Source organism: Ruegeria sp. BHSB058 (assembly GCF_059613285.1).
The window spans coordinates 1-23,813 of record NZ_JBXWSF010000064.1; the positions used below are offsets into that span (position 1 = coordinate 1).

Genomic DNA, 23,813 nt, shown 5'->3' on the forward strand with positions numbered 1-23,813 from the left:
TTTGCCGAGTTCCTGTCACTTCCCTTCAGCGATGCCGCCCGCGGGTTGGTACTCGAAGGCGAACTTGATGGGCAGAAACAACTCTCCGACGACTATCTGATTGCCGCTCTGCCAGAACCGGAGCCCCAGCCGGAACAGGTTGCGAGCGCCGAGAGCATTGCGCCGGAACCCGCCGCCGAACCTGCGCAGGAAACCGCGTCCGCCGATCCGCAGGATAGCCCGGCGCAAGAACCAGCGGCGCAAGTCGCACAGGCCGATACAGACACGGGCTCGCAAGAGCAGGGCACCGAAGCGGCCGCAATCGATGACACCGCAGACGCTTCGACCAACACGGAAACCGCCGAAACCGTCCAACCGGCGGAAACCGCTGAAACTGCCAGCGCCGAACAGCTCCCTCGGCCCGAAACCACCGAAACACCCGCCCCCGAAAGCACGGGCCAGGTTGCCATTCTCCGCTCCGGAGAAGACGGCGTCGAACTGGTTCAATCCCCGGCCAAACAGGCGGACGTGCCAACAGGGCAGGTCACGCTTGACACGATCGGCTATTCCGAGAGCGGCGATGTACAGCTTTCGGGCCGCGCCCAGCCGCGCGCCGTGATCCGCCTTTATCTCGACAATCGCGCGATCACCGACATGCCGACCAGCGATCAGGGCAGATGGCGCGGAGAGATCGAAGGCATCGAACCCGGTATCTATACCCTGCGGCTGGATGAGATCGGCGGCGACGGCACCGTTCTCAGCCGCCTTGAAACCCCGTTCAAACGGGAGTCACTTGAGGTTCTGCAGCCAGCAACTCCGGTTGTTACCTCCGACACGTCCACCGAGGCACCCGCCACGACCACAACTGCAGAAACAGCGCCTGCGGCAATCGCAGAGACTGAATCGCCGGTGCCAGCCCCAACCCCTGCGCCGGCAATTCGTGCGGTGACCGTGCAAAAGGGCGACACCCTCTGGGCCATTTCGCGCGAACGTTATGGCGACGGATTTTTGTACGTACGGGTGTTCGACGCCAACCGCGAGTCGATCCGCGACCCGGATCTGATCTACCCGGGGCAGGTCTTCACTATCCCCGAATGATCCCTGCCTCTGGCCTTTCCCGGGCCAAGGGCTATCTCTGACCGCAATCAAGGTACGCGATGAGACGTCTGGCCCCTTTGCATTCCGACGACATGCCGCCCGAGGATGACCGCACCTCGGGCTGGCGCACGATCCGAAAGGTGGCCCCATACCTGTGGCCAGAGGACGAGCCGTGGGTGAAGAAACGTGTCATCCTGGCGATGGCTATGCTGGTGCTGGCCAAGCTGATCGCCGTCTATACGCCGATCCTCTACAAGGGCGCGGTGGATAGTCTGGCCAAGGACGGCGCGCCGCCGATGCTGCTGGGCGCGGTCGGGCTGACCGTGGCTTATGGCGTTGCTCGGATGCTGACGGTCGGGTTCCAGCAACTGCGCGACGCTTTGTTTGCACCGGTCGGACAGCGGGCGTTGCGGGCGCTGGCGCTTGAGACCTTCCAGCATATTCACCGCCTGTCGATGCGCTATCACATCACCCGTCGCACCGGCGGTCTCAGCCGCATCATCGAGCGCGGGGTGAAGGGCGTCGAATTCCTGCTGCGCTTTCTGCTGTTCTCCATCGGGCCGCTGATCCTGGAACTGCTGCTGGTCGCCATCATCCTGATGTGGCTTTTCGATGTCTGGTATCTGGTCGTCGTCGCCGTCACCATCGCGCTTTACATCTGGTTCACCTTTGCGGTGACCGAATGGCGGGTCAAGCTGCGCCGCGAGATGAACGATCAGGATACCGAGGCCAACCAGCGCGCCATCGACAGCCTGTTGAACTTCGAAACCGTCAAATATTTCAACGCCGAAGACCGCGAAGCTCAACGTTACGACGTATCGATGAAGGCCTATGCGCAGGCGGCGCTGAAAACGGCCTATTCGCTGGCTCTCCTGAATTTCGGCCAATCCTTCCTGATCACCTGCGGCCTGATCGGGGTGATGGTTCTGGCGGCTCTCGGTGTACAGAACGGCACGCTGACGGTGGGCGATTTCGTCATGGTCAACGCGTACATGATCCAGATCACGGTGCCGCTCAACTTCCTTGGCACGGTTTACCGCGAAATCCGTCAGGCGCTGGTGGACATGGGCCAGATGTTCCAGCTTCTGGAACAGCCCTCGGAAGTCACCGAAAAACCCGACGCGCCTGCGCTCAGGGTCAATGGCGGCGAGGTGACGCTCGACAAGGTCCATTTCGGTTACGACCCGGATCGCGAGATCCTCAAGGGCATTTCCCTGACTGTCCCGGCAGGACAGACCGTTGCCATCGTCGGCGCCACCGGCTCGGGCAAATCGACCATCGGGCGGCTTCTGTTCCGGTTCTACGACGTCACCGTCGGGGCGCTCAGGATCGACGGACAGGATGTGCGCGACGTGTCGCAATCCAGCCTGCACGCCGCCATCGGAGTGGTGCCGCAGGACACGGTGCTGTTCAACGACACCATTCGCTACAACATCGCCTATGGCCGCGACGGGGCCAGCCAGGCCGAAGTGGAAGAGGCCGCGCGCGCCGCGCAAATCCACGATTTCATCGTGACGTTGCCCGAAGGCTATGACACCCGCGTTGGCGAACGCGGCCTGAAACTGTCAGGCGGTGAAAAACAGCGCGTGGGCATTGCCCGAACCCTGCTCAAGAACCCGCCGATCCTGCTCCTGGACGAGGCGACGTCGGCGCTCGACACCGAGACCGAGCAGGAAATCAAGGGCGCTCTGGCCCGCGCGGGCGAGGGGCGCACGGTGATCACCATCGCCCACCGCCTGTCCACCATTGCCGAGGCCGACCGCATCGTGGTGCTGGAACGCGGTGAGATAGTCGAGCAGGGCACGCATGACGAATTGCTGTCGCGCGACGGCCGCTATGCCCAGCTCTGGAGCCGCCAGCAGGCGGATGCCGAAGCCGCCTGACAGCTTTGTCGGGCGCAAGGGAAATGATATGATGGGGCCCTGATTCCGGAGGTCTCATCATGTATCGATACCTGCGAATGACCCTGACCCTGGCCACCCTTTCCGCAAGCCCGTTCTTGCTCCCAGCCGTTGCATACGCCGATCCGATCATCGGCGTCTGGAAAACGCAGCCAGACCGCAAGAACCTGACATCGCACATCCGCATATCCGCCTGTGGTGACAAGTTCTGCGGTCAGATCCTTTCGGCCTATGATCCGTCGGGAAAGAAAGTCCAAACCCCCAATATCGGCAAGCGGCTGTTCTGGGGGGTCACCAGCGAAGGCGGCGGGAAATACGGCGGCGGTACTTTCTGGGTGCCGCTGGTCAACGTTCAGGCGGTGCCCCAGATGACGCTCAAGGGAAACACCCTCAAGGTCAGGGGCTGCGCCCACCACATCTGCGGCCACCAGTCCTGGACGCGGCTCTGAGTTTTCTTCGCGTCACATCAACAGCCAGAGTCTGTTTCGGGCGGGAATGAAACGATCAAGCCGTCAACCTTGGGGAGGGCATATGTTCAATCAGGACTTGTTTATCGATTTCTCGCTTGCGCTCTTTGCGTTCGTCAATCCGCTTTATACAGTCCCCGTCTTTGTCGCCATGACACAAGGCTTCAACAACGCAGAGCGCCTGCGAACCTCGCTCATCGCAGCCGCAACGATGTTCTGCGTGCTGATGCTGACCGTGATAGTCGGAGATCAGGTCCTCCTGATTTTTGGCATCAATCTACCGTCCTTCAAAATTGCCGGAGGACTGATTATTCTGGGTCTTGCATTCAAGATGCTCTTTCTGAACCCGGACAAGAACGAAGACCCCGCCCAGTCGTCGCAAGACATGCCCGTGCCGCCAAAGAAGGATATCGGCGTCTACCCGTTGACGATCCCCGTTCTTGCCGGACCCGGACTGTTCACGACGGCCATCGTTTTCAGCAGCGAGCTGACAACGCTTTCCGATTTCGCCGTGATCTGCGCCGTTGCGGTCGTCACCGCGCTTCAGTACTGGCTATCCATGATTTTTGCAGGCGCCGTGACGCGATACCTGAACAACACGACAATTCAGATCGGCACAAACGTCCTCGGAATTCTGTTGGCCGCAGTTTCCGTGGAACTCATGCTGTCCGGCGTTGAAGAATTTGTGCTTTCTATCCAATTGCCGGTCTGAACGCATTTCCCGGCGCAGGTTCTCGCCGGGAAATATGGGCTTTGGCCCCTAACCGTTACTCCGCCGCCTTGAGCGGTGGTGTTGGCGGCTGGGTGCTTTCCGGGTCTTTCGGGCTCTCATTGCCGGTCTCCGGCGCCGTATTATCCTCCCAGATCACCTCGGTTGCCTGCATTCCGCTCGCCGCCCGGCCCAGGGCCATGTCCTGCGCGATACGGCTGGACCGGCCGGCGGTCAGACGTGCCAGCGCGCGGCCCAGCCAGATCGCATAGGTCGTGACCCACACCCGCAGCGCCAGGAACGACGGGGTGACGATCAGCGTCAGCACAGTGGCAATGCCCAACCCGAACACAACCGCCGTGGCCAGCTGCTTCCACCACAGCGCCGTGGGGCTGTCGATCGAATAGCCGCCATTGATGAAATCCAGCGACAGGCCGAACATCATCGGCGTCAGGCCCGCCATCGTGGTCAGCGTGGTCAGCAGAACGGGGCGGATACGCGCCTCGGCTGTGCGTACGATGGCCTCGATCTTGGGCATGTAGGCGCTGTATTCCTGATAGGTGTCGATCAGCACGATATTGTTGTTCACCACGATACCGGCCAGCGCCACGATCCCGGTTCCGGTCATGATGATCGAAAACGGCTGGTCCATCACCAGCATGCCCACCAGAACGCCCGTGGTGGACAGCACCACCGCCAGCAGCACCAGAACCGAATTGTAAAAGCTGTTGAACTGCGCCAGCAGGATCACGAACATCAGCCCCAGCGCCGCCAGGAATGCCTTGGACAGAAACTCCTGGCTTTCCGCCTGATCCTCCTGATCGCCGGTCCATTCCCAGCTGATGCTGTTGGGGAAGGGGCTGGTGTTCAGCCATTCGGTCAGCGCCACGATACGTTCATTCGGGTTGATCGGCGCAAATCGCGCCTCTTCGGCATCTATCCGGTCCTGCAGGATGTCCGCGTTTTCGACGTCGAACAGTCGAACCAGCGCATAGGTCTTGCCGTCGGCCCTTTCGACCGTCACGTCCTGCGCGGAGGTTCCCTCTTCGATTTCGCGCACGATGGCGAGGGTCTGTTCCGACCCGTCCGTATCCGTTGCCACAATCTTGATCAGCCCGCTTTCGACATCCGACTTGACGTCGTAATAACGCTGTTGGTCCACCCGGTTGATCTGGGCCAGCTTGTCGACCGGCTTGCGGGTGATAAAGTTCGACAGCGGCACCAGCCCGTCGGGCGTGCGCACCTTGAGTGTGTCCAGCGTCGACAGCACCCGGTCCTCTTCCGGCAGGCGCACGCGGATTTCGATTTCCTCGTCATTGCTCTCGGGCCGCATTTCGCCCAACAGGATGCCCCGCGTCACCAGCTGCACCATCGCGCCGACGGTGGCCACATCGGCGCCGAACCGGCCCGCCTTGGCCACATCAACGTCGATCTGCCAGTCGATGCCGGGCAGGGGCAGGTTGTCCTCGATCCGGATCAGGCCGGGGGTGGTCTCGAATTTTTCCCGTGCGGCCAGCGTGGCGGCGGTCAGATCCTCCCAGCCATCGCCCTTGATACGCAAGTGCACCGGCTTGGCCGAGGCCGGGCCGCGGCCCAAAACCTCAATCTCGACTTCGAAACCGGGCAGCTTGGCCAACTCTGTGTTCAGCTGTTCGATCACCGTGTTGCCGGCATAGTCCGGCGCGACAACCTCGCGCGACATCAGGCCGCCCAGCATCGGTTCGGCTACCTTCGGGCGGTCCTCCCATGGGGTGATCTCGAACTGCACCCGACCGACCGTGTCGGCAGGTGCCTGCGAGCCTCCGGTATTCTGGTTCAGCCCGCCTTCACCCGCAAAGGCAAAGATATTGGTGATCGCCGGGTGTGCGCCGATCACCGCTTCGGTCGCCTTCACCATCGCGTCCTTTTCGGTCAGCGAAAGGTTGCCGCGTGCCCGGACATAAGCGGTGGCCTGTTCCGGTTCGCTGTCGACAAAGAACTCCACGCCACGGTTGTTCTCGCCATAGATGTTCATGACGGTCATCACCGCAAAGCCGACAGCAGCGATCGAAACGATCGGCATGATCGGATTGCCAACGAGGAACTTGATGAAATGGCCAAACAGCGTGTGTTCCTCGGCGGAATGCACATGATCATCGGTCCGTTCGATCCGCGCCGCCCCAAGCGTCACCGACCCGGCAAAGGCACCAAACAGGAACAGCAACACGCCAAGGAGCGTGCCACCCGACGCACCCTCGGGCAGCAGGTAATGCGGATTCAATAGCTGCATCGCACCCAGGAAGATCGTGTAGAGCGCAGGGGGTACCAGCGCGGCCCGCACCAGCCACGGCGTTCGGACGCGCAGCCAGTCCGAGATGCGGCCGAACACCCGGCTCAGCCGCCCCGAAACCCCTCCCATCACAGGCAGATAGATCAGCGCCACCACCAGCGAAGCGGAAAGGACAAAGATCAGCGTGACGGGCAGCATGCCCATGAACTCGCCCGGAATGCCGGGCCAGAACAGCATGGGCAAAAACGCGCACAGTGTCGTTGCTGTCGACGACACGATGGGCCAGAACATCCGCTGCGCCGCCTCGACATAGGCGTGCATCGGGCCGACGCCTTCCTTGATGCGTTTGTCGGCATATTCGACAACCACGATGGCGCCGTCGACCAGCATGCCCACCGCAAGGATCAGACCGAACATCACGATGTTCGAGATGCTGACGCCCATCACGGCGAGGAAGGCAAAGCACAACAGGAACGAGGTGGGAATGGCGAACCCCACCAGCAGCGCCGCGCGCGACCCAAGCGAGGCCAGAACCACGATCATCACCAGTGCGATGGCGGTCAGGACCGAGCCCTCAAGCTGGCTGACCATCGATCCCACGACGCGGCTCTGGTCGTTCGACGTGCCGACCTCGACCGCCGCTTTCAATTCTTCGGGCCATTTCTCGCTTGAGGCCGCGACGGTCTGTTTCACCGCCTGAACCGTGTCGATCAGATTGAAACCCTTGCGCTTGACCACCTGCAGGGCAACCGTCGGCTCTCCGTCAAAGCGGGCGGTGCCCTCGCGGTCTTCAAAGGTATAGTTGATCTCGGCCAGTTCCCCCAGCGTCACAACCCGGTCGCCATTGACCTTGACCGGCAGGCCATAGACATCCTGCGCGGTCGTGAACGATGACGGGATCTTGACCGAAAACGTGCCCTGTTCGGTCTCGACCTCACCGGCAGCGATCAGCTGGTTGTTGTTCCGGACCACGTTGATCAGTTCGGCTGCGGTGACGTTATAGGCTTCCAGCCGCAGCGGATCGATGATCACTTCCAGCAATTCGTCGCGATTGCCCGCGATTCCGGCCTCCAGCACCGAATCCAGCGCTTCCAGATCATCCTGCAAATCCTTGGCAATGCGCGCCATTGTCCGTTCCGGAACCGCCCCGGTCAGGTTGACGATGACAATCGGAAATTCCGAGAAATTGATTTCGCTCAGCGTATACTGTTCGGCCCCTTCGGGGAAATCGGCCTGCGCCGTGTTCATCGCGTCGCGCACATCGGCGGTGATCGCGGTCTTGTCCCAGCCGAACTCGAATTCCAGCGCCACGCCGGCATAGTTTTCGGCGGCGGTCGAACTCATCTTCTTGAGCCCGTCCAGATCGGCCAGCTCGGTCTCCATCGGCTTGACCAGCAGGTTCTCGCTGTCCTCCGCCGAAATGCCGGGAAATTGAACCGACACGAACAGGGCGGGGATCTCGATATCCGGCTCGCCCTCCTTGGGCAGGCTGACATAGGCAAACCCGCCAACCACCAGCGAGATCGCGATAAAGGCCAGAACCATCCGGGCGCGCTTGGCGGCCCAGTCGACGATGCCGATCATTCCAAGACCTCCCGATAGGTCGGCGCTACGGCGACACCCTTGGTCACGAATTCCTGACCAACCACGATCACGTCAACGGTTTCAGGCAGGCCGCCCAGCCAGACGCCCTCGGTCGTGTCGCGCAACAGGCGCACCGGCAGGAAATCCACCACATTGCCCGAGGCCACGGTGCGCACGCCCAACTGGCCGTCATTGTTCAGCGTCAGTGCCGATTGCGGCAGCAGATGCGCCTTGGCCCCTTCCGACGAAATCGCGATCGAGGCGGTCTGGCCGTCGCGGATCGTCAGGTCCGGGTTCGGAACGGTGATTTCGACCTCGAATGTCCGGGTGGTCTCGTCGGCCGACCGGCTCAGGAACGTGACACGGCCCTGCACCTGACGACCGGTGGCCAGTGTGGCCCCGGCCTCGGCCCCGACCGCAATCCGGTTCACTTCGGTTTCCGGCACGAAACCGACCAGCTTGATCGGATCAAGCTGAATCACGGTCGCGCAGAGGCTGCCCGATTCGCGCTGCATCAGGCTGCCCAATTCGGCGGTATCGCTTTCCAGCAACCCGTCGAACGGCGCCTCGATCGTCAGGCGGTTGATTTCCCGCTCGGCTGCGGCCACCGCGGCGGTTGCGGCCTCGATTCCCGCGCGCGTTGTTTCCAGTCCGGCTTCGGCGGTCTTGATCCCCGCCTCGGCGGCCCGCATCCCGGCTTCGGTCGAGACGCGGCGCGTTTCCGAGGCATACCCCGTTTCCGAAAGTTTCCGGGCGGCGGTGTTGTTTATTTCCGCCTCCGCCAGCCGGGCGCGTGCCTCATCCAACAGCGCCTCGGCCTCCGGCTGCCGGCTTTCCGCCTCGATCTTTCTTGCCTTGGCTTCGGCCAGATCGGCAAATCGCGTACCGGGATCAAGCTCACACAAAAGATCACCGGTCTTCACAAATGCGCCTTTGCGCTTGGGCTCCGAGATCACGGTCGAGGTGGTCTCGGCGCGCACTTCGACCTGGCGGTTCGCCTTGGTCTGGCCTCTCAGAAACACCGCGCTGTCAATCTCGCGCGCCTGAGAACGCAGGGCGACAACCGCCACGGCGTTCGGGTCGGCGGCGTCCTGAGCGGCTTCCGCAACGTCATCGCCCGTCTGATCGGCCTGCGGCTGTGCCGCCGCCGCTTCATACCCGGCAAAGGCCAGAAGGGCCGGTCTTTCAAATACAAGCAGGTAAAGCGCAGTGATCACCAGAAAAGCGGTGAGGATTGGGATCAATCGCATCGTGTGCCCTTTTCAAATCTGTCCTGACAACGGAACTCAACGGCATTTGGTATCAGATGGGGACTCATAATCGACTTGTCCATACTGAACGGACTAGTTCAGTTTATTTTTTTTGGACTGACAGCGCAAGGGAGATCGAATTGGTCGATCCGGGGTACTTGGCTTGCAAGTTGCTGCGGGGTATGACAGGCGCGGTACAGCCTGAAGCAACACCCGGGGGCAGGGATGAGTGACGTTGACAGTTTCATCGATGAGGTGACCGAAGAGGTCCGCCGCGACCGCCTGTTCCTGATGCTGAAAAGATGGGGCTGGGTCGGGGCGCTGGCCGTGGTCGCCATCGTGGGTGGCGCCGCGTTCAATGAATACCGCAAGGCGCAAACCACGGCAGCGGCTGAAAAGCTGGGCGATGAAATCATCGCCGCCCTGTCCCGGAACGACGCGGCGGGCCGCGCAGCCGGTCTGGAACAGATCAATGCCGAATCCGCCGGTGGCGACGCGGTGCTGCAGATGATGATCGCAGCCGCCCAGGCAAGCTCCGGTTCTGCCGACTCCGCCGCTCAGGGATTGAATCAGGTGGCTTCCAACGGCGAAGTGCCGGAGATTTACCGCCAGATCGCGGCCTTCAAGGCGCTGTTGATTCAGGGCGACGCCCTGCCTGTGGCCGACCGGCGGCAACAGTTCGAGGCGCTGGCCCAGCCGGGCGCACCCTTGCGCCTTCTGGCCGAGGAACAGCTTGCCCTGATCGATATTTCCGAAGGCGATGCAAGCGCCGCCCTGTCGCGTCTCGAAGCCCTGCGGCAGGACGCCGAGGTCGGAGTTGACTTGCAACAGCGCGCGACACAGTTGATTGTGGCGCTGGGCGGCAAGCCCGAACCCATTCCCGGACAGCAGGGCTGAAACGGATCTGACCCGGACCCGGGTCATTGGTGAAACACAGGCGAGTTCAGAATACGATGGCTAATACGACCTTTCCCCGCCTTGGGGTCACGCTGATGGGGCTGGCGATCATGACGTTGGGTGCATGCCAGCCACCCGAAGCGATCCTGCCCGGCGAGCGAGAGGATATCCGCCCCATCGAAGACACCGTAAGCAAGGCGGCAGGGTCCAAGCCCATCAGCCTTCCTTCGCAACAGAACAATGCGACCTGGGCGCAAAGCCCCGGCACGGCGGCCTATCGCACCACCAATCCCGCGCTGCGCGCCGCCCCGCAACAAATCTGGTCGACCTCGATCGGCAGCGGCGATTCCCGCCGGCAACGGATTACCGCCGACCCGGTCGTTGCTGGCGGACTGATCTATACGCTTGATTCGGCGGCCACCGTCACCGCGGTGACGCCGCAGGGAGGAACCGTCTGGAGCACCGACCTCATCCCGACGGGTGAAAGCGCCGAACAGGCCACCGGCGGCGGGCTGGCCTATGATGGCGGCGTTCTCTATGTGTCTTCGGGTTTTGGCCGGCTGACCGCGCTGGATGCCAAGACGGGGGCTGTCCGCTGGCAGCAGCGGCTGAACGCCACCGGCAGTGGCACGCCAACGATTCGCGACGGGCTTCTGTATCTGGTGGCCGGGGATGACACCGGCTGGGCGATCCGGACAAAGGACGGGCGCATTGCCTGGCAGGTCGATGCGACACCCAGCGTCGGAAATGTTCTGGGCGCTCCGGCCCCTGCCATGACCTCGGACCTGGTGGTTTTTGCCTTTGGCTCCGGCGATATCACGTCCAGCTTCCGCAGGGGCGGGATCGTGCGGTGGAACGCTTCCATCGCCGGTGGCCGCCAGGGTCGCGCCGTCGCCCAGATCGGTGACGTGACCGGCGGGCCGGTGGTATCGGGCAACACGATCTATGTCGGCAACCACTCCGGACGCACCGTGGCCTTTCAGGCCGACTCGGGCGAGCGGATATGGACCGCCAGCGAAGGCGCGCTTGGCCCGGTCTGGCCCGTGGGTGACAGCATCTTCATGGTCAGCGACCGCAATCAGCTGTTGCGTGTGAACGCCTCGAACGGGTCGACCATCTGGGCGCGCGATCTTCCCGGCTTTGTCAAGGACAAGCCTCGCAAGCGCGGCGCGGTCTATGCCCATTACGGCCCGATCATGGCGGGCGGCAAGGTCATCATCGCCTCGGGCGATGGATATCTGCGCTTCTACAATCCCGCAGACGGCGTCATGACCAGCCGCATCGAACTGCCGGGCGGGGCGTCCACCGCGCCCGTCGTGGCGGGGCAGACGCTCTATGTCGTGTCGACCAAGGGCCAATTGCACGCTTTCCGTTGACGGCCAGACGCGTTATAGGGCGCGTCTGAGTCTTGAAAGTAAAGTGACATGTCCCTGACCCTCGCCATCGTGGGGCGCCCGAATGTGGGCAAATCCACCCTGTTCAACCGCCTGGTCGGCAAACGGCTGGCGCTGGTCGACGACCAGCCGGGCGTCACGCGCGACCTGCGCGAGGGCGAGGCGCGCCTGGGCGATCTGCGCTTTACCGTGATCGACACGGCGGGGCTTGAGGATGCCACCGACGACAGCCTGCAGGGCCGCATGCGCCGCCTGACCGAGCGCGCGGTGGACATGGCCGATGTCTGCCTGTTCCTGATCGACGCCCGTGCCGGGGTCACACCGGTGGACGAGATCTTTGCCGACATCCTGCGAAAGCGCTGCGATCATGTCATTCTAGCGGCCAACAAGGCCGAAGGTGCGGCGGCGGATGCGGGCGTGCTCGAATCTTACGGTCTGGGGCTGGGCGAACCGATCCGCCTGTCGGGCGAGCATGGCGAGGGCATGACCGACCTTTACACGCACCTCATGCCGCTGGCCGATGCGATGGCCGAGAAGGCCGCCGAGGACGCGCCGGAAACCGACGTGGATCTGGACGAGGACGATGCGGAAGACGGCGCAGTTCCGGCAATCACCGCGTCCAAACCGCTGCAGGTGGCCGTGGTGGGCCGCCCCAATGCGGGTAAATCCACCCTGATCAACAAGATTCTCGGCGAAGACCGCCTGCTGACCGGACCCGAGGCCGGGATCACCCGCGACGCGATTTCCCTGCGCACCGACTGGAACGGCACCCCGATGCGGATCTTCGATACCGCCGGTATGCGCAAAAAGGCGAAAGTGCAGGAAAAGCTGGAAAAGCTTTCCGTTTCTGACGGCCTGCGCGCGGTCAAATTTGCCGAGGTGGTGGTGGTTCTGCTCGACGCGGCAATCCCCTTCGAACAACAGGATCTGCGCATTGCCGATTTGGCAGAACGCGAAGGACGCGCCGTCGTTGTGGCCGTCAACAAATGGGATGTCGAGGACCACAAGCAGGACAAGCTGCGCGAGCTGAAAGAGGCGTTCGAGCTTCTGCTGCCGCAACTGCGCGGCGCGCCGCTGATCACCGTGTCGGCAAAGACCGGCAGGGGCCTTGATCGCCTGCACGACGCCATCCTGCGCGCCCATGACGTCTGGAACCGCCGGGTGCCGACAGCGGCACTGAACCGTTGGCTGACCGGCATGCTGGAACAGCACCCGCCGCCAGCGCCGCAGGGCAAGCGGATCAAGCTGCGCTACATGACCCAGGCCAAGACCCGCCCGCCCGGTTTCGTGGTGATGTGCTCGCACCCCGACAAGATGCCGGAAAGCTATACGCGTTATCTGGTCAACGGGTTGCGGGCCGATTTCGACATGCCCGGCACCCCGATCCGTCTGACCCTGCGCGGGCAGGGGGACAAGAACCCCTATAAGGGACGGCGCAAGAAAAACGCCGGTGCGCTGGCCAAGCACCTCAATCGCAAGGCGTAACTGCGCCAATTCGCAGCATTTTCACCTCAGACACGTGACAACGCTCGACCTATGGCGTTAGCATGAATGCGCGCACAAGATTCTGCGCGCGGCTTGCATCCCTGCAGGCCGCACCCATTTTTGAACACAGTTTGGGCCAGCCATCGTGGGGAGCGTACGGCATGGATCTGAGAAGTTACACACGTCAATACGCGGTGCAGGACAACCGCCGTGCCGGGTTCAGCTATTTCGGCACATTCGCGGTCTATTTCACCGCGCTCGCGCTGGCGATCCGGTACGTGGATCATTGGGTCATCATGATCCCCGCAGGCATCGTCTTTGCCTTCTGCGCCGTGCGCCTCTATGTGCTGCAACACGATTGCGGCCACCATTCCCTGTTCAAGACACGCGGGCAAAACGAACTGGCCGGCCATGTGCTGTCGCCCTTCACCTTTGCTCCTTTCGAGGTGATGAAGCAGAACCACAACCTGCATCACGTAGGCGTCGGCAACCTGGAACACCGTGAAACCGGTGAGATCCACACCATGACCCTGCGGGAATGGAACGCGGCGGACTGGAAGACGCGCCTGTTCTACCGGCTCTACCGCAACCCGTTCTTCCTGGTGCCGATCGGGGCGCTGTTCACCTATTTCATCCGCTATCGCTGGCCCAAGAACACCACCCGGTTCGGTGTCCGGGGCGTGGTGCTGCACAACCTGTCGATCGTGGCGATGCTGGGCCTGCTGTATCTGGCCACAGGCAAAACCGGCGTTCTGCTGTGGCTGGCCTTTTCCTTCCTCGGCGGCATGCTCGGGGTGTTCCTTGTCTATCTGCAGCACAATTTCGAGGACACGTACTGGGATCGCCGCCCCGATCTCGACCCGCAACTGGCCGCGCTGCAAGGCTCGTCGGCGCTGGATTTCGGCTGGTGGTTCGATGCGTCGGTGGCCTGCATCACGCTGCACGACATCCACCACTTCAACGCGCGCATCCCCTCCTACCGGTTGCGCGCCTGCCACTACAACCTGCCACCCGAATACACCCCGCGCCGCATCAAGTTCCCCGAGGCGGTGGCGGCGCTGAATCTCAAGCTGTGGGACGAAGACGCAAAGCGCCTCGTGCCGTTCCCCGACAGCTCTTCGGCCGATCCGGTGGCGTCGGCCGGATAACCTGATAGATACATGTTGAAACGCGCGCCCCAGGCAACACAAGGAGCAGAAATGAGCCCGGTCACACTCGTACGCGGCATTGGCGCGGCACTGGCCAATGCCCTCAAGGACCACGGTATCGAAAACGTCTCGGCGCTCGCCAAGGCGACGCCCGAGCAACTGATCAAGGTGCCCGGCATCGGCAAGGCGCGCGCGCCCGTCCTGATCGCCGCGGCCCGCGAACTTGCCGTATCCGAACCCGCGGCGAAACCACTGGCGCGTGCCACGCGTAGTCGCAAACCGGCGGCAAGCAAGGCCAAAAGCCGCCGCCCGGCACCGGCCGCTGTCGTGGTCCTGAGCGAGGTTCAAAAGGCCGAGGCCGACCGTAAGGCAGCGCAGGAAGCGGCCGAGCTCGAAAAGATCGAGGCCAAGGCCCGCAAGAAAGCCAAGGCAAAGGCCAAGGCCGAAAAAGCCGCCCGGAAAAAGGCCGAGATGGAGGCAAAGTTCAAAAAGGCCAAGGACAAGATCAAGGCCAAGAAGGACAAAAAGAAAAAAGACAAGAAAAAGAAAGACAAGAAGGACAAGAAGGACAAGAAAAAGGGGAAGAAGTAACGCCTCCCCCTTGTCCCGTCGAAACCGGCCCCGCGATCCGCGGCGCCGGTTTTCTTATGCCAGCGTACCGTCCAGCTGCAGCGTCAGCTTGCCGCCCAGATAGGGGGCCAGAACCTCGGGAAGGGTGACGGTGCCATCCTCGTTCTGGCCGTTTTCCAGCACCGCGATCAGACAGCGCCCGACGGCCAGACCCGATCCGTTCAGCGTATGCACGAATTCCGGCTTGCCGCCGCCTTCGGGGCGAAAGCGCGCATTCATCCGGCGCGCCTGAAAATCGCCGCAGGTCGAGACCGAACTGATTTCGCGATAGGTGTCCTGCCCGGGCAGCCACGCCTCGATGTCATAGGTACGGCGCGCGCCGAACCCCATGTCGCCGGTGCACAGCACCACGGTGCGATAGGGAATGCCCAGCTTTTCCAGAATCCCCTCGGCGCAGCGCAGCATGCGCTTCTGTTCCTCTTCCGATTTGTCGGGATGCGTGACCGACACCATCTCGACCTTTTCGAACTGGTGCTGGCGCAGCATGCCGCGCGTGTCCTTGCCCGCCGATCCGGCCTCCGAGCGGAAGCACAGCGAATGCGCGGTATAGCGGCGCGGCAGATAGCTTTCCTCGACAATGCAATCACTGACGATATTGGTCAGTGACACTTCGGAGGTCGGGATCAGCCACCACCCCTCGCGGGTCTGATAGCTGTCTTCGCCGAATTTCGGCAACTGGCCGGTGCCCTGCATCATTTCCGACAGCACCAGAACCGGGCCGTTGACCTCGGTCAGGCCGTTTTCGTTGATATGCGTGTCCAGCATGAACTGCGCCAGCGCCCGGTGGATGCGTGCAACACCGCCCGACAGCAGCACAAAGCGCGCGCCCGAGAGTTTGGCGGCGGTTTCGAAATCCATGCCGTTCTGCACCGCTTCGATCTCGAAATGCTCCTTGGGCGCAAACCCCATTTCGCGCGGGGTGCCCCAGCGGTTGATCTCGACATTGTCGTTCTCGTCCGCTCCCTGCGGCACGTCGTCCGCCGGCAGGTTGGCGATACGCGACATCTGGTCGTTCAGCAGCGCGTCAAGGTCCTTGGCCTCGTTCTGCATCCGCGCGATCTCGGCCTTTTTCTCGGCCACCAGCGTGCGCAGCCGCGCGAATTCGGCCTCGTCCCCGCGCGCCTTGGCGGCACCCACGTCCTTGCTGGCCTTGTTCTGTTCGGCCTGCGCGGTCTCGGCCGCCAGGATCTTGGCGCGGCGCTCTTCATCAAGACGCAACAGGTCCGACGACACCGGCGCGTCCCCACGGCGCGCAAGAGCGGCGTCGAAGGCGGCGGGATTTTCGCGAATGGCGCGGATGTCGTGCATGGGTTTGGTTCCCTTGATGAATTGCGACTCGATACCCGCCTTATGCCTCAACTGACTGGCAGAGGGTAGGGTGGTTCATTCATCCCATGTCGAGGGGGCATTGGGATCGAAACCGATGGATTTTTGCCACCTGCGCCAAATGTTCTTAAGAGTTTCCCAGCCAGTTAAGTCTTTTGTCCAGTGCAGTTGCTCTTGCTCGGGTTCACGTTCAACGCTCCCGTCGCAAATAATATGGCTAAGTGTTTCATTGCTTAGTTTCAGTTCTCTTAAGTCAGCGTCACGAACCAGGCTGGCACTGACACGACAATTGAATAAAACGTTCTCTAGGCCGGAAGTCCTTCTGAAATAGCATCCGTCAAAAACGGAACCCTGAACAACAGCCCCATCTTCTTCTGACCGTGAACCAGCGGATCGACCGGGCGGTTATCTTCGGGCAGGGCGACAAAGACCACGAGAATGGCAAACAGGACCGCACCCGCGCCTGTCAATATCCAGAACAGTTCCGGCTCAATCGGTATCTCGGTCACGTGCTCGGCCTCACTCGCGTTTGGCGTGCATCATGAGCAGAAATCGGGCCGATGCCAAGACGCTGCAGGTGGCTGAAACCAAGGATATTCAAGTGTACAAAACGAACAAGTGGGGGTCGAAAACCGGTACAATTGGAACATTTCGCCGGTACAAGCCGAACTGCCCAAAGAAAAAGGCCGGGCGTTGCGGCCCGGCCTGAGTGTTCACTAATTCAAAACCGCCTCGATCCGGCTCACCCGGTGACGCGGCGGTTGCATGACGATGTCACCCGTCAAAAAATCGGCATAGTCGCAGGTCAATTCGACCCCTGCCGGGATGTCTTCCTTGGCCACGCCCCAGATCCCGCCCGAAAAATCCAGGTTGGGATACATCGAATGGTTCATGAACCGCCCTTCATCACTTTCCAGAATCAGGTATCCCGGACGATGGATATCGGGATAGCTGTAGCGTTCCAGAAACTCCCGGACATGCGGCTCGACATTGTCGAGCTTGGTTTCGGGGAACGTGATGTCAAGCATTCTGTCATGCCGCCAGACCTTGTCACCCCTGGCAATATCGTCATGACAAAACACGCCCAACCCTTCGATTTCGGAGGGGGCGAGGTAGCAGCGCACCATCATCATGCGCCTGTTCCTTCTACATGGAATGGCCGGGCCGCCTTCCGGGCCGGAAAGAGGGGGCAACCCCCGCGCTCGGCGGCTAGCGCGAGGAAATCCTAAGCGCCGAATCGCGGAAAAAAGCAACTGAAATTATCGTCCTGCCTTTGCGGCGCACCGGGTTCACGGCGGCATCAATCCTCCGCATCATCCCGCATGGCATGAAACCGCGCGATCACGGCGGTCCGCACCTCGTCGGGTTCTGCCTCCAGCGCATCGGTCAGGCGTCGCAATTCGCGGCGCGTCTGGTGCAAACGGTCGATGAGCGTCAGCACGACAGGAACGGTATTTGCCGGAACCGACATTTCCTTTCTCAGATCGCATAACAGGCGCAGGCGGGCGATATCAACCTCGTCGAAAACCGGGCCTGTCCTGCCCTGCGCCGGGCGCACCCAACCTTCGCGAACCCAGACCCGCAATTCCCGCAGGCTCAGGCGTTCGATGCGCTGAACAACGGCGCGTTCATCCAGTTTCATACCCGCCTCCGCATATCCTTGCGCGGGTCGAAGCCCGCGTGATCCCGCCAGCGCCTGGCCATGTCTTCCATCCCGGCGTCGATCCGGTCTGGCAGCATGATTCTCAGGCGCACATACTGATCCCCGGCCGCGCCTTTTGGCGGGGCAATCCCCTTGCCCTTCAACCGCAACCGGTGCCCCGACGATGCCCCTTTCGGGATCGACATCGACACCGTGCCCGAGATCGTCGGTACATCGACCTTTGCCCCCAGTACCGCCTCGTCAAAGGTGATCGGCAACTCCATCTCGATATCGCTGCCGTCTCGCGAAAACACCGGATGAGGCCGAACGCCGATGGTCACCAACGCATCCCCCGCCGGCCCCTGACCATAACCCGGCCCGCCCTTGCCGCGCAGGCGCAGGGTCTGACCGTCCCTGACACCTGCGGGAATCGAGAGTTCGATCTTTTTCCCGTCCGGCATGGTGACGCTGCTTTTTGCGCCCTGCGCGGCATCGAGGAAATCCACGTCGAGGTGATAACGTGTATCCGCACCCCGAGCATGGACCTCCTGCCGGAACCCCCCGCCGCTGCCCCGCGCGCGCCGCCCGAAGAGTTCAGAGAACAGGTCCGACATGTCCTCGTAGTCACCCGGCCCGCCGCCCGGATCGTAACGGCGCCCCGCATCCTGCCCGGCATAGTGGTGATAATACTGCCGTTCGGGCCGCTCCTGTCCGCTGGCGTCGATCTCGCCGGCATCGAAGCGTTTGCGCTTGTCGGGATCGCCCAACAGGTCATAGGCGGCAGAGACCGCCTGAAACTGCGCCTTCTTGTCCGGATCGTCGGGGTGAAGGTCGGGATGCAGGGATTTCGCGAGCTTGCGATAGGCTTTCTTTATTTCATCCTGCGTCGCTGTTTTTGTAACGCCAAGAATGGCATAGGGATCGTCGTTCATCTGTCACGACCTGTTCGTGGCTGTTGAATACCATTCGATATCAGCGCAGTCTCAGGACCGGGTCAACAACATGACGGTACGCGGAGAAAGCGCATTTTGTCGCCGCGCCAGCCTGTCCTGCGCGATCTTCAGTTTCAGATGCGCAACCGCCAGCCTTTGCAGCGCCTTTTCCCGGTCGTCATACAGCCTTCGAATGCGCGATCCCGGGTTGCCGATCATCCAGCGGCTTCGACCGATGGTTTCCGGAACCAACGCCGAAGCTTCGCGCAACCCGGCCTTCCAGGCGGTATCGGCAGTGTCATAGGAACGGGCGGCCCGGAACAGAACACGACGCCGCGTATTCAGATATGGATGCATTGCAATGCCCTCGACAAGCCCCGGCGCGGATGGCCAGCCACCCTTGAGCCGGAGGAGATACGCGTCACCTGTTGCAAGCCTAATTCCGTCTCGGACGGAACGTCAACAGTTGGCAAGGACGGATTGGTTGAGGGGCGCTGCCCCTTTTGCCCTGCGGGCAATTCACCCCGGGGTATTTGAGACCAGAAAGAAGCGGCAGGAAGGGAATGAGAGCTTGTCATCGCAGGTGGAAACGGGTTTGTTTCGGCCAGTTTTCCTTGTTGGGGCAAAACTTGCTGGCTGTCCCGGGCCTCGCTTCGATTTCTCCAGACCGGAAAAGTGTCGTCATCCTGTCCGCCGCCATGCCGATATTCGGCGTCTGCACTGTGCTGGCGCAGGAGCAGGGGCAGGAGGGCATCGCCTCGGTCGCCCTGCTGGCGGCAACCTTCCTGGCCTTTGTCACGCTCTCGGCCGTGTTGCTGTGGCTGAGTTGAGGGTCGACGCGGATGCCGCCGGGCGGCAACGCCAAAGTTTCTCTGGCGCAAGCGCTCCTTCGCCGCTTGCACCTTGCCGCGTCAACGCATAGGTTCCCGGCAAATTTGCGGGGTTGACCCCGCCTCGTCAAAACAAAGGAATATCCCATGGATGGTGGCGCAATTGCCCAGTTTCTCCCGCTGATCCTGATTTTCGGCATCATGTACTTCCTGCTGATCCGTCCGCAGCAGAAAAAGATGAAGACCCATCAGGCCATGGTCGATGCGCTGCGCCGGGGTGATCAGGTGGTCACGCAAGGCGGCCTCATCGGTAAGGTTGCCAAGGTCAAGGAAGACGGCGAAATCGAGGTCGAGATTGCCGAAGGCGTCAAGGTGCGGGTGGTCAAGGCGACTATCGCGCAGGTTCTGAACAAGACCGAACCGGCGAAATAACTTCGTTCCGCAATTCCTTGAAAAGGCAGGGTAATGCTGCAAATTGATACCTGGAAGCGGGTTCTGATCTGGTCGGTCTGCGTGATCGGCCTGCTGTTGGCCCTGCCAAATGCGTTCTATACCCGCGTCGAGCAATCGAACGACGCGCGGACCGCCATCGAACTGGGCAACGATACGCCCGAGATGCAGGCCGTCGCGGGTCGGTGGCCAGGCTGGATGCCGTCGTCTCTGGTCAATCTGGGCCTCGACCTGCGCGGCGGTGCGCATCTGCTGGCCGAGGTTCAGGTCGGTGATGTCTACGAATCCCGGATGGAGGCGATGTGGCCCGAAATCCGCGACGCGCTGCGCGACGAACGCGCGACGGTCGGCACCATCCGCAAGCAGCCCTCGGCCCCGGACGAGATTCGCATCCGGATCAGCCAGCCCGAAGGCATTTCCCGCGCCCTCGAAACAGTCCGCGGCCTGTCGCGCCCGATCCAGACCCTGACAGGAGCGGGGGCGTCGGATATCGACGTGCGCGCCGACGGCGATGTCATCGTGGTTCAGCTGTCCGAGGCTGAAAAACTGGCCTCTGACGATCGCACCGTTCGGCAGGCGCTGGAAATCGTGCGCCGCCGGATCGACGAGGTCGGCACCCGCGAGCCCACCATCCAGCGCCAGGGCGCCGATCGCATCCTGATTCAGGTGCCCGGCATCGGCAGCGCATCCGAGTTGAAAGACATCATCGGAACGACCGCACAGCTGACATTCAACCCGGTCGTCTCGCGCGGCACCGATCCCGACGCCCAACCGGGAATAGGCGAAAAAGTCATCCCGTCGATCGACGAAGAGGGTGTCTATTACATCATCGAATCCGCCCCCGTCGTCACCGGTGAGGAACTGGTCGATGCGCAGCCCTCGTTCGATCAGAACGGGCGCCCTGCGGTAAATTTCCGCTTCAACACCTCGGGGGCGCGCAAATTCGGCGACTATACCCGCGACAATATCGGCGCCCCTTTCGCCATCGTTCTGGATAACGAGGTGATCTCGGCCCCGGTGATCCAAAGCCATATCCCCGGCGGCTCGGGCATCATCACCGGCCGCTTCACCGTCGAGGAAAGCACCAACCTGGCCGTGCTGCTGCGCGCCGGTGCGCTGCCTGCCGGTTTGGAATTCCTCGAAGAACGCACCATCGGCCCGGAACTGGGTCAGGACAGCATCGATGCGGGCAAGGTGGCGACCATCGTGGCCTTCGTTGCCGTGCTGGGCTTCATGGCGCTCAGCTATGGTCTGTTCGGCATCTTCGCCAATATCGCCCTGCTGATCAACGTGGGCCTGATCTTTGGCCTCTTGTCGCTGATCGGCGCCACGCTGACGCTGCCAGGCATCGCCGGGATCGTACTGACAGTCGGTATGGCGGTGGACGCCAACGTGCTGATCTTTGAACGCATCCGCGAGGAACTGAGAACCGCCAAGGGACCCGCTCGCGCGATCGAGCTCGGCTATGAAAAGGCCCTATCGGCCATTCTTGACGCCAACATCACCACCTTCATCACGGCGGTGATCCTGTTCGCCATCGGCAGCGGCCCCGTTCGCGGCTTTGCCATCACTCTGGGCCTCGGCCTGATCACATCCGTCTTCACCGCGATCTTCGTGACCCGTGTTATGATCGTGATGTGGTTCGAACGCCGCCGCCCGAAAACGATCGAGGTCTGACATGCGTATGAGACTTGTTCCCGACGAAACCTCGTTCGATTTCTTCAAGCGCTGGAAATTGTGGCTGGGCATTTCTGCCCTGATGGTCGTGGTGGGCTTTGCTTCGTTCATGATACAGGGGCTGAATTTCGGCATCGATTTCCGTGGTGGCACCACGATCCGAACCCAAAGCACCCAACCGGTTGACGTGGGCCTCTATCGCGATGCGGTCTCGCCACTGGGATTGGGCGATGTGACCATCACCGAAATCTTCGACCCGACCTTCGGCGAGGATGAAAACGTCGCCATGATCCGCATTCAGGCCCAGGACGAGGCCGAGGCGGTCTCGACCGAAACCATCGCCGCCGTCGAAAGCGCCCTCAGCCAGGCCGCGCCCGACATCCAGTTCGTGTCGGTGGAATCGGTCGGTCCGAAAGTGTCGGGCGAATTGATCAAGTCGGCGGTCATCGCCGTCGCCCTCGCCATCGGCGCGGTGCTGATCTATGTCTGGATGCGCTTCGAATGGCAGTTTGCCATCGGCGCGGTGGCCGCGCTGGTACACGACGTCATCCTGACCATCGGCATCTTTTCCGAACTTCAGATCCGGTTCGACCTCGCGATCATCGCGGCCCTTCTGACGATTGTCGGTTACTCGCTGAACGACACGGTGGTGATTTTCGACCGCGTACGCGAAAACCTGCGCAAATACAAGAAGATGGACCTCAAGGAGGTGCTGAACATCTCGATCAACGAAACCCTCAGCCGCACGGTGATGACCTCGCTGACGACGCTGCTGGCGCTGGTCTCGCTTTACGTGCTGGGCGGCGACGTGATCCGCGGCTTCGTCTTCGCGATGATCTGGGGCGTGATCGTGGGAACCTATTCCACCGTGTTCGTCGCCTCGACCATCCTGTTGTGGCTGGGCGTCAAACGCGACTGGTCCAAGCCCTCGAACACCTCGGGCAACCAGTTCGCCAATATCGACGCCTGATGCGCCTGAACGAGGTCACATATACCGATGCCAAACCGGTCGATGGCTATGGCCCCGGCTTCTTCCGCATCGGCGGGGAATTGTTCGCAGGGGCCGTCCTGACCGGCCCCGCCGGAACCGGCCCGTGGGGCGGGTATGATGACATAGATCCGTTGCTGAATCTTGCCGACCGGATCGACGTGCTCTTCATCGGCACCGGTGCCGAGATGGCGCACATCCCGGCCCCTTTGCGCACCACGCTCGAAGCGGCGGGTATCGGGGTAGAGCCGATGAATTCCCCCGCCGCCTGCCGCACTTACAACGTGCTTCTGTCCGAGGGCCGGCGCATCGCCCTGGCGATGATCCCTGTCTGACCTGCGCCCTTCATCTGTTGACAAATACTCCGGAGAGCGCGAGGGGCTGGTCCCTCGCTCCGGTCCCTGCGGCAAAAGCGGCCTTTTGCCGTCGCGTCCAATGGGATAAGCGGACCCCATGACACTTTCCGTTTCCGATCTGGCCATCACGCGTGGCGGCGTGACCGTTCTCGAAGGGCTGAGCTTCAGGCTCGAGCCCGGCAAGGCGCTGATCCTGCGCGGCCCCAACGGCATCGGCAAGACGACCCTGCTGCGCACGCTGGCGGGGCTGCAACCGGCGCGCGCGGGCGCCATCTCGGGGGCCGAGGATCGCATCGCCTATGCCGCGCATTCCGACGGGCTGAAACCGACGCTGAGCGTGGCCGAGAACCTGCGGTTCTGGGCCTCGGTCTTTGGCGCTGCGGATATTCAAACCGCGCTCGACGCCTTTGACCTGAACGATCTGGCCGACCGGCATGCAGGCAATCTTTCGGCGGGGCAGAAACGGCGGCTCGGCCTGTCGCGGCTGCTGGTCACCGGACGCCCGATCTGGATGTTGGACGAACCCACCGTGTCGCTCGATCGCAATGCGGTGGCGATGTTCGCCGACGCGGTGCGGGCGCATCTGGGGCAGGGCGGTTCGGCCCTGATCGCCACCCATATCGACCTTGGGCTTGACGGCGACGTGCTCGACGTGGGGCCTTACAAGGCCAAACCGAAACCCATCGACGACTTCGACGGAGGTTTCCTGTGATCGCCCTGCTCAAGCGCGACCTGACGCTGGCGCTGCGCGCGGGCGGAGGCTTTGGCCTCGGCCTGGCGTTCTTCCTGATCGTCACGGTG

Annotated in this window: 25 protein-coding genes; 17 read left to right on the plus strand and 8 right to left on the minus strand. The window is 62.1% G+C overall.

The annotated features are described in order from the left end of the window. The 4 genes from AC2FNB_RS15160 to AC2FNB_RS15175 all read left to right on the plus strand — a co-directional run. Positions 1–1,077: LysM peptidoglycan-binding domain-containing protein (locus tag AC2FNB_RS15160; RefSeq protein ID WP_496747587.1), on the plus strand; the 1,077-nt coding region annotated here is incomplete at its 5' end. 92 nt (positions 1,078–1,169) lie between these two features. Further along, complete coding sequence (locus AC2FNB_RS15165) at positions 1,170–2,960, plus strand: ABCB family ABC transporter ATP-binding protein/permease (RefSeq protein ID WP_496747618.1); 1,791 nt, start codon at positions 1,170–1,172, stop codon at positions 2,958–2,960. Positions 2,961–3,019: 59 nt separating this feature from the next. Further along, positions 3,020–3,427 carry a DUF2147 domain-containing protein gene (locus AC2FNB_RS15170; protein ID WP_496747589.1) on the plus strand — a complete coding sequence of 136 codons (408 nt, stop codon included), beginning with the start codon at positions 3,020–3,022 and terminating at the stop codon, positions 3,425–3,427. 82 nt (positions 3,428–3,509) lie between these two features. Further along, a complete protein-coding gene (locus tag AC2FNB_RS15175; protein WP_496747590.1) occupies positions 3,510–4,157 on the plus strand; it encodes a MarC family protein in 648 nt (215 codons plus the stop codon). Between the two features lie 55 nt (positions 4,158–4,212). Here AC2FNB_RS15175 and AC2FNB_RS15180 read toward each other — a convergent pair whose 3' ends face one another. Together AC2FNB_RS15180 and AC2FNB_RS15185 are read right to left on the minus strand one after the other, a co-directional pair. Then, positions 4,213–8,007 carry an efflux RND transporter permease subunit gene (locus AC2FNB_RS15180; RefSeq protein WP_496747592.1) on the minus strand — a complete coding sequence of 1,265 codons (3,795 nt, stop codon included), beginning with the start codon at positions 8,005–8,007 and terminating at the stop codon, positions 4,213–4,215. Beyond that, on the minus strand, positions 8,004–9,257 hold the full coding sequence (locus AC2FNB_RS15185; RefSeq protein ID WP_496747593.1) for an efflux RND transporter periplasmic adaptor subunit: 1,254 nt from the start codon (positions 9,255–9,257) through the stop codon (positions 8,004–8,006). Before AC2FNB_RS15185 ends, AC2FNB_RS15180 begins: the two co-directional genes overlap by 4 nt. 225 nt (positions 9,258–9,482) lie before the next feature. On the opposite strand from AC2FNB_RS15185, the gene AC2FNB_RS15190 reads away from it, so the two are divergent. The 5 genes from AC2FNB_RS15190 to AC2FNB_RS15210 all read left to right on the plus strand — a co-directional run bounded on the left by AC2FNB_RS15190 (position 9,483) and on the right by AC2FNB_RS15210 (position 14,772). Beyond that, positions 9,483–10,154 (plus strand): hypothetical protein, encoded by a 672-nt coding sequence (locus tag AC2FNB_RS15190; protein ID WP_480749749.1) that lies wholly within the window; start codon positions 9,483–9,485, stop codon positions 10,152–10,154. A gap of 56 nt (positions 10,155–10,210) precedes the next feature. Then, the gene (locus AC2FNB_RS15195; RefSeq protein WP_496747594.1) at positions 10,211–11,530 is read left to right on the plus strand and encodes a PQQ-like beta-propeller repeat protein; all 1,320 of its coding nucleotides are present in this window, start codon (positions 10,211–10,213) and stop codon (positions 11,528–11,530) included. Positions 11,531–11,578: 48 nt separating this feature from the next. Further along, complete coding sequence (gene der / locus AC2FNB_RS15200) at positions 11,579–13,033, plus strand: ribosome biogenesis GTPase Der (protein ID WP_496747596.1); 1,455 nt, start codon at positions 11,579–11,581, stop codon at positions 13,031–13,033. A gap of 161 nt (positions 13,034–13,194) precedes the next feature. Next, on the plus strand, positions 13,195–14,181 hold the full coding sequence (locus AC2FNB_RS15205; protein ID WP_496747598.1) for a fatty acid desaturase: 987 nt from the start codon (positions 13,195–13,197) through the stop codon (positions 14,179–14,181). 51 nt (positions 14,182–14,232) lie between these two features. Beyond that, positions 14,233–14,772, plus strand: a complete 540-nt coding sequence (locus tag AC2FNB_RS15210; RefSeq protein ID WP_496747600.1) for a helix-hairpin-helix domain-containing protein — start codon at positions 14,233–14,235, stop codon at positions 14,770–14,772. Positions 14,773–14,826: 54 nt separating this feature from the next. On the opposite strand, the gene serS is transcribed toward AC2FNB_RS15210, so the two are convergent. Continuing rightward, positions 14,827–16,119 (minus strand): serine--tRNA ligase, encoded by a 1,293-nt coding sequence (serS, locus tag AC2FNB_RS15215; RefSeq protein ID WP_480749754.1) that lies wholly within the window; start codon positions 16,117–16,119, stop codon positions 14,827–14,829. Between the two features lie 323 nt (positions 16,120–16,442). Beyond that, positions 16,443–16,646 carry a hypothetical protein gene (locus AC2FNB_RS15220; RefSeq protein ID WP_480749755.1) on the minus strand — a complete coding sequence of 68 codons (204 nt, stop codon included), beginning with the start codon at positions 16,644–16,646 and terminating at the stop codon, positions 16,443–16,445. A 32-nt stretch (positions 16,647–16,678) separates the two neighbouring features. Here AC2FNB_RS15220 and AC2FNB_RS15225 point away from each other — a divergent pair, with 32 nt between their 5' ends. Then, entirely contained in the window at positions 16,679–16,846 is a 168-nt protein-coding gene (locus AC2FNB_RS15225) for a hypothetical protein (RefSeq protein ID WP_496747602.1), read from the plus strand. A 7-nt stretch (positions 16,847–16,853) separates the two neighbouring features. Here the strand turns inward: AC2FNB_RS15225 and AC2FNB_RS15230 are convergent, their stop codons facing one another. The 4 genes from AC2FNB_RS15230 to AC2FNB_RS15245 all read right to left on the minus strand — a co-directional run bounded on the left by AC2FNB_RS15230 (position 16,854) and on the right by AC2FNB_RS15245 (position 19,068). Then, the gene (locus AC2FNB_RS15230) at positions 16,854–17,270 is read right to left on the minus strand and encodes an SET domain-containing protein (protein WP_480749756.1); all 417 of its coding nucleotides are present in this window, start codon (positions 17,268–17,270) and stop codon (positions 16,854–16,856) included. 167 nt (positions 17,271–17,437) lie between these two features. Further along, a complete protein-coding gene (locus AC2FNB_RS15235) occupies positions 17,438–17,779 on the minus strand; it encodes a chaperone modulator CbpM (protein ID WP_480749757.1) in 342 nt (113 codons plus the stop codon). Next, positions 17,776–18,711 carry a DnaJ C-terminal domain-containing protein gene (locus AC2FNB_RS15240; protein ID WP_496747604.1) on the minus strand — a complete coding sequence of 312 codons (936 nt, stop codon included), beginning with the start codon at positions 18,709–18,711 and terminating at the stop codon, positions 17,776–17,778. The genes AC2FNB_RS15235 and AC2FNB_RS15240 overlap by 4 nt, the downstream gene beginning before the upstream one ends. 51 nt (positions 18,712–18,762) lie before the next feature. Further along, positions 18,763–19,068, minus strand: coding sequence for a hypothetical protein (locus AC2FNB_RS15245; protein WP_480749759.1), 306 nt, complete (start codon positions 19,066–19,068; stop codon positions 18,763–18,765). Between the two features lie 272 nt (positions 19,069–19,340). Between AC2FNB_RS15245 and AC2FNB_RS15250 the strand changes: the two genes are divergently transcribed. From AC2FNB_RS15250 to AC2FNB_RS15280, 7 genes are all read left to right on the plus strand, one after another. Next, the gene (locus tag AC2FNB_RS15250) at positions 19,341–19,541 is read left to right on the plus strand and encodes a hypothetical protein (protein ID WP_496747606.1); all 201 of its coding nucleotides are present in this window, start codon (positions 19,341–19,343) and stop codon (positions 19,539–19,541) included. A 147-nt stretch (positions 19,542–19,688) separates the two neighbouring features. Beyond that, entirely contained in the window at positions 19,689–19,973 is a 285-nt protein-coding gene (yajC, locus tag AC2FNB_RS15255; RefSeq protein WP_480749761.1) for a preprotein translocase subunit YajC, read from the plus strand. 33 nt (positions 19,974–20,006) lie between these two features. Beyond that, positions 20,007–21,668, plus strand: a complete 1,662-nt coding sequence (secD, locus tag AC2FNB_RS15260; RefSeq protein ID WP_496747608.1) for a protein translocase subunit SecD — start codon at positions 20,007–20,009, stop codon at positions 21,666–21,668. 1 nt (position 21,669) lies between these two features. Continuing rightward, the gene (secF, locus tag AC2FNB_RS15265; protein ID WP_496747610.1) at positions 21,670–22,638 is read left to right on the plus strand and encodes a protein translocase subunit SecF; all 969 of its coding nucleotides are present in this window, start codon (positions 21,670–21,672) and stop codon (positions 22,636–22,638) included. Then, the gene (locus AC2FNB_RS15270) at positions 22,638–22,991 is read left to right on the plus strand and encodes an Mth938-like domain-containing protein (RefSeq protein ID WP_496747614.1); all 354 of its coding nucleotides are present in this window, start codon (positions 22,638–22,640) and stop codon (positions 22,989–22,991) included. Before secF ends, AC2FNB_RS15270 begins: the two co-directional genes overlap by 1 nt. 118 nt (positions 22,992–23,109) lie before the next feature. Continuing rightward, on the plus strand, positions 23,110–23,724 hold the full coding sequence (gene ccmA / locus AC2FNB_RS15275; protein WP_496747616.1) for a heme ABC exporter ATP-binding protein CcmA: 615 nt from the start codon (positions 23,110–23,112) through the stop codon (positions 23,722–23,724). Then, positions 23,721–23,813 (plus strand): heme exporter protein CcmB (locus AC2FNB_RS15280; protein ID WP_496747622.1); only part of this gene is annotated, 93 nt, incomplete at its 3' end. The genes ccmA and AC2FNB_RS15280, both read left to right, overlap by 4 nt.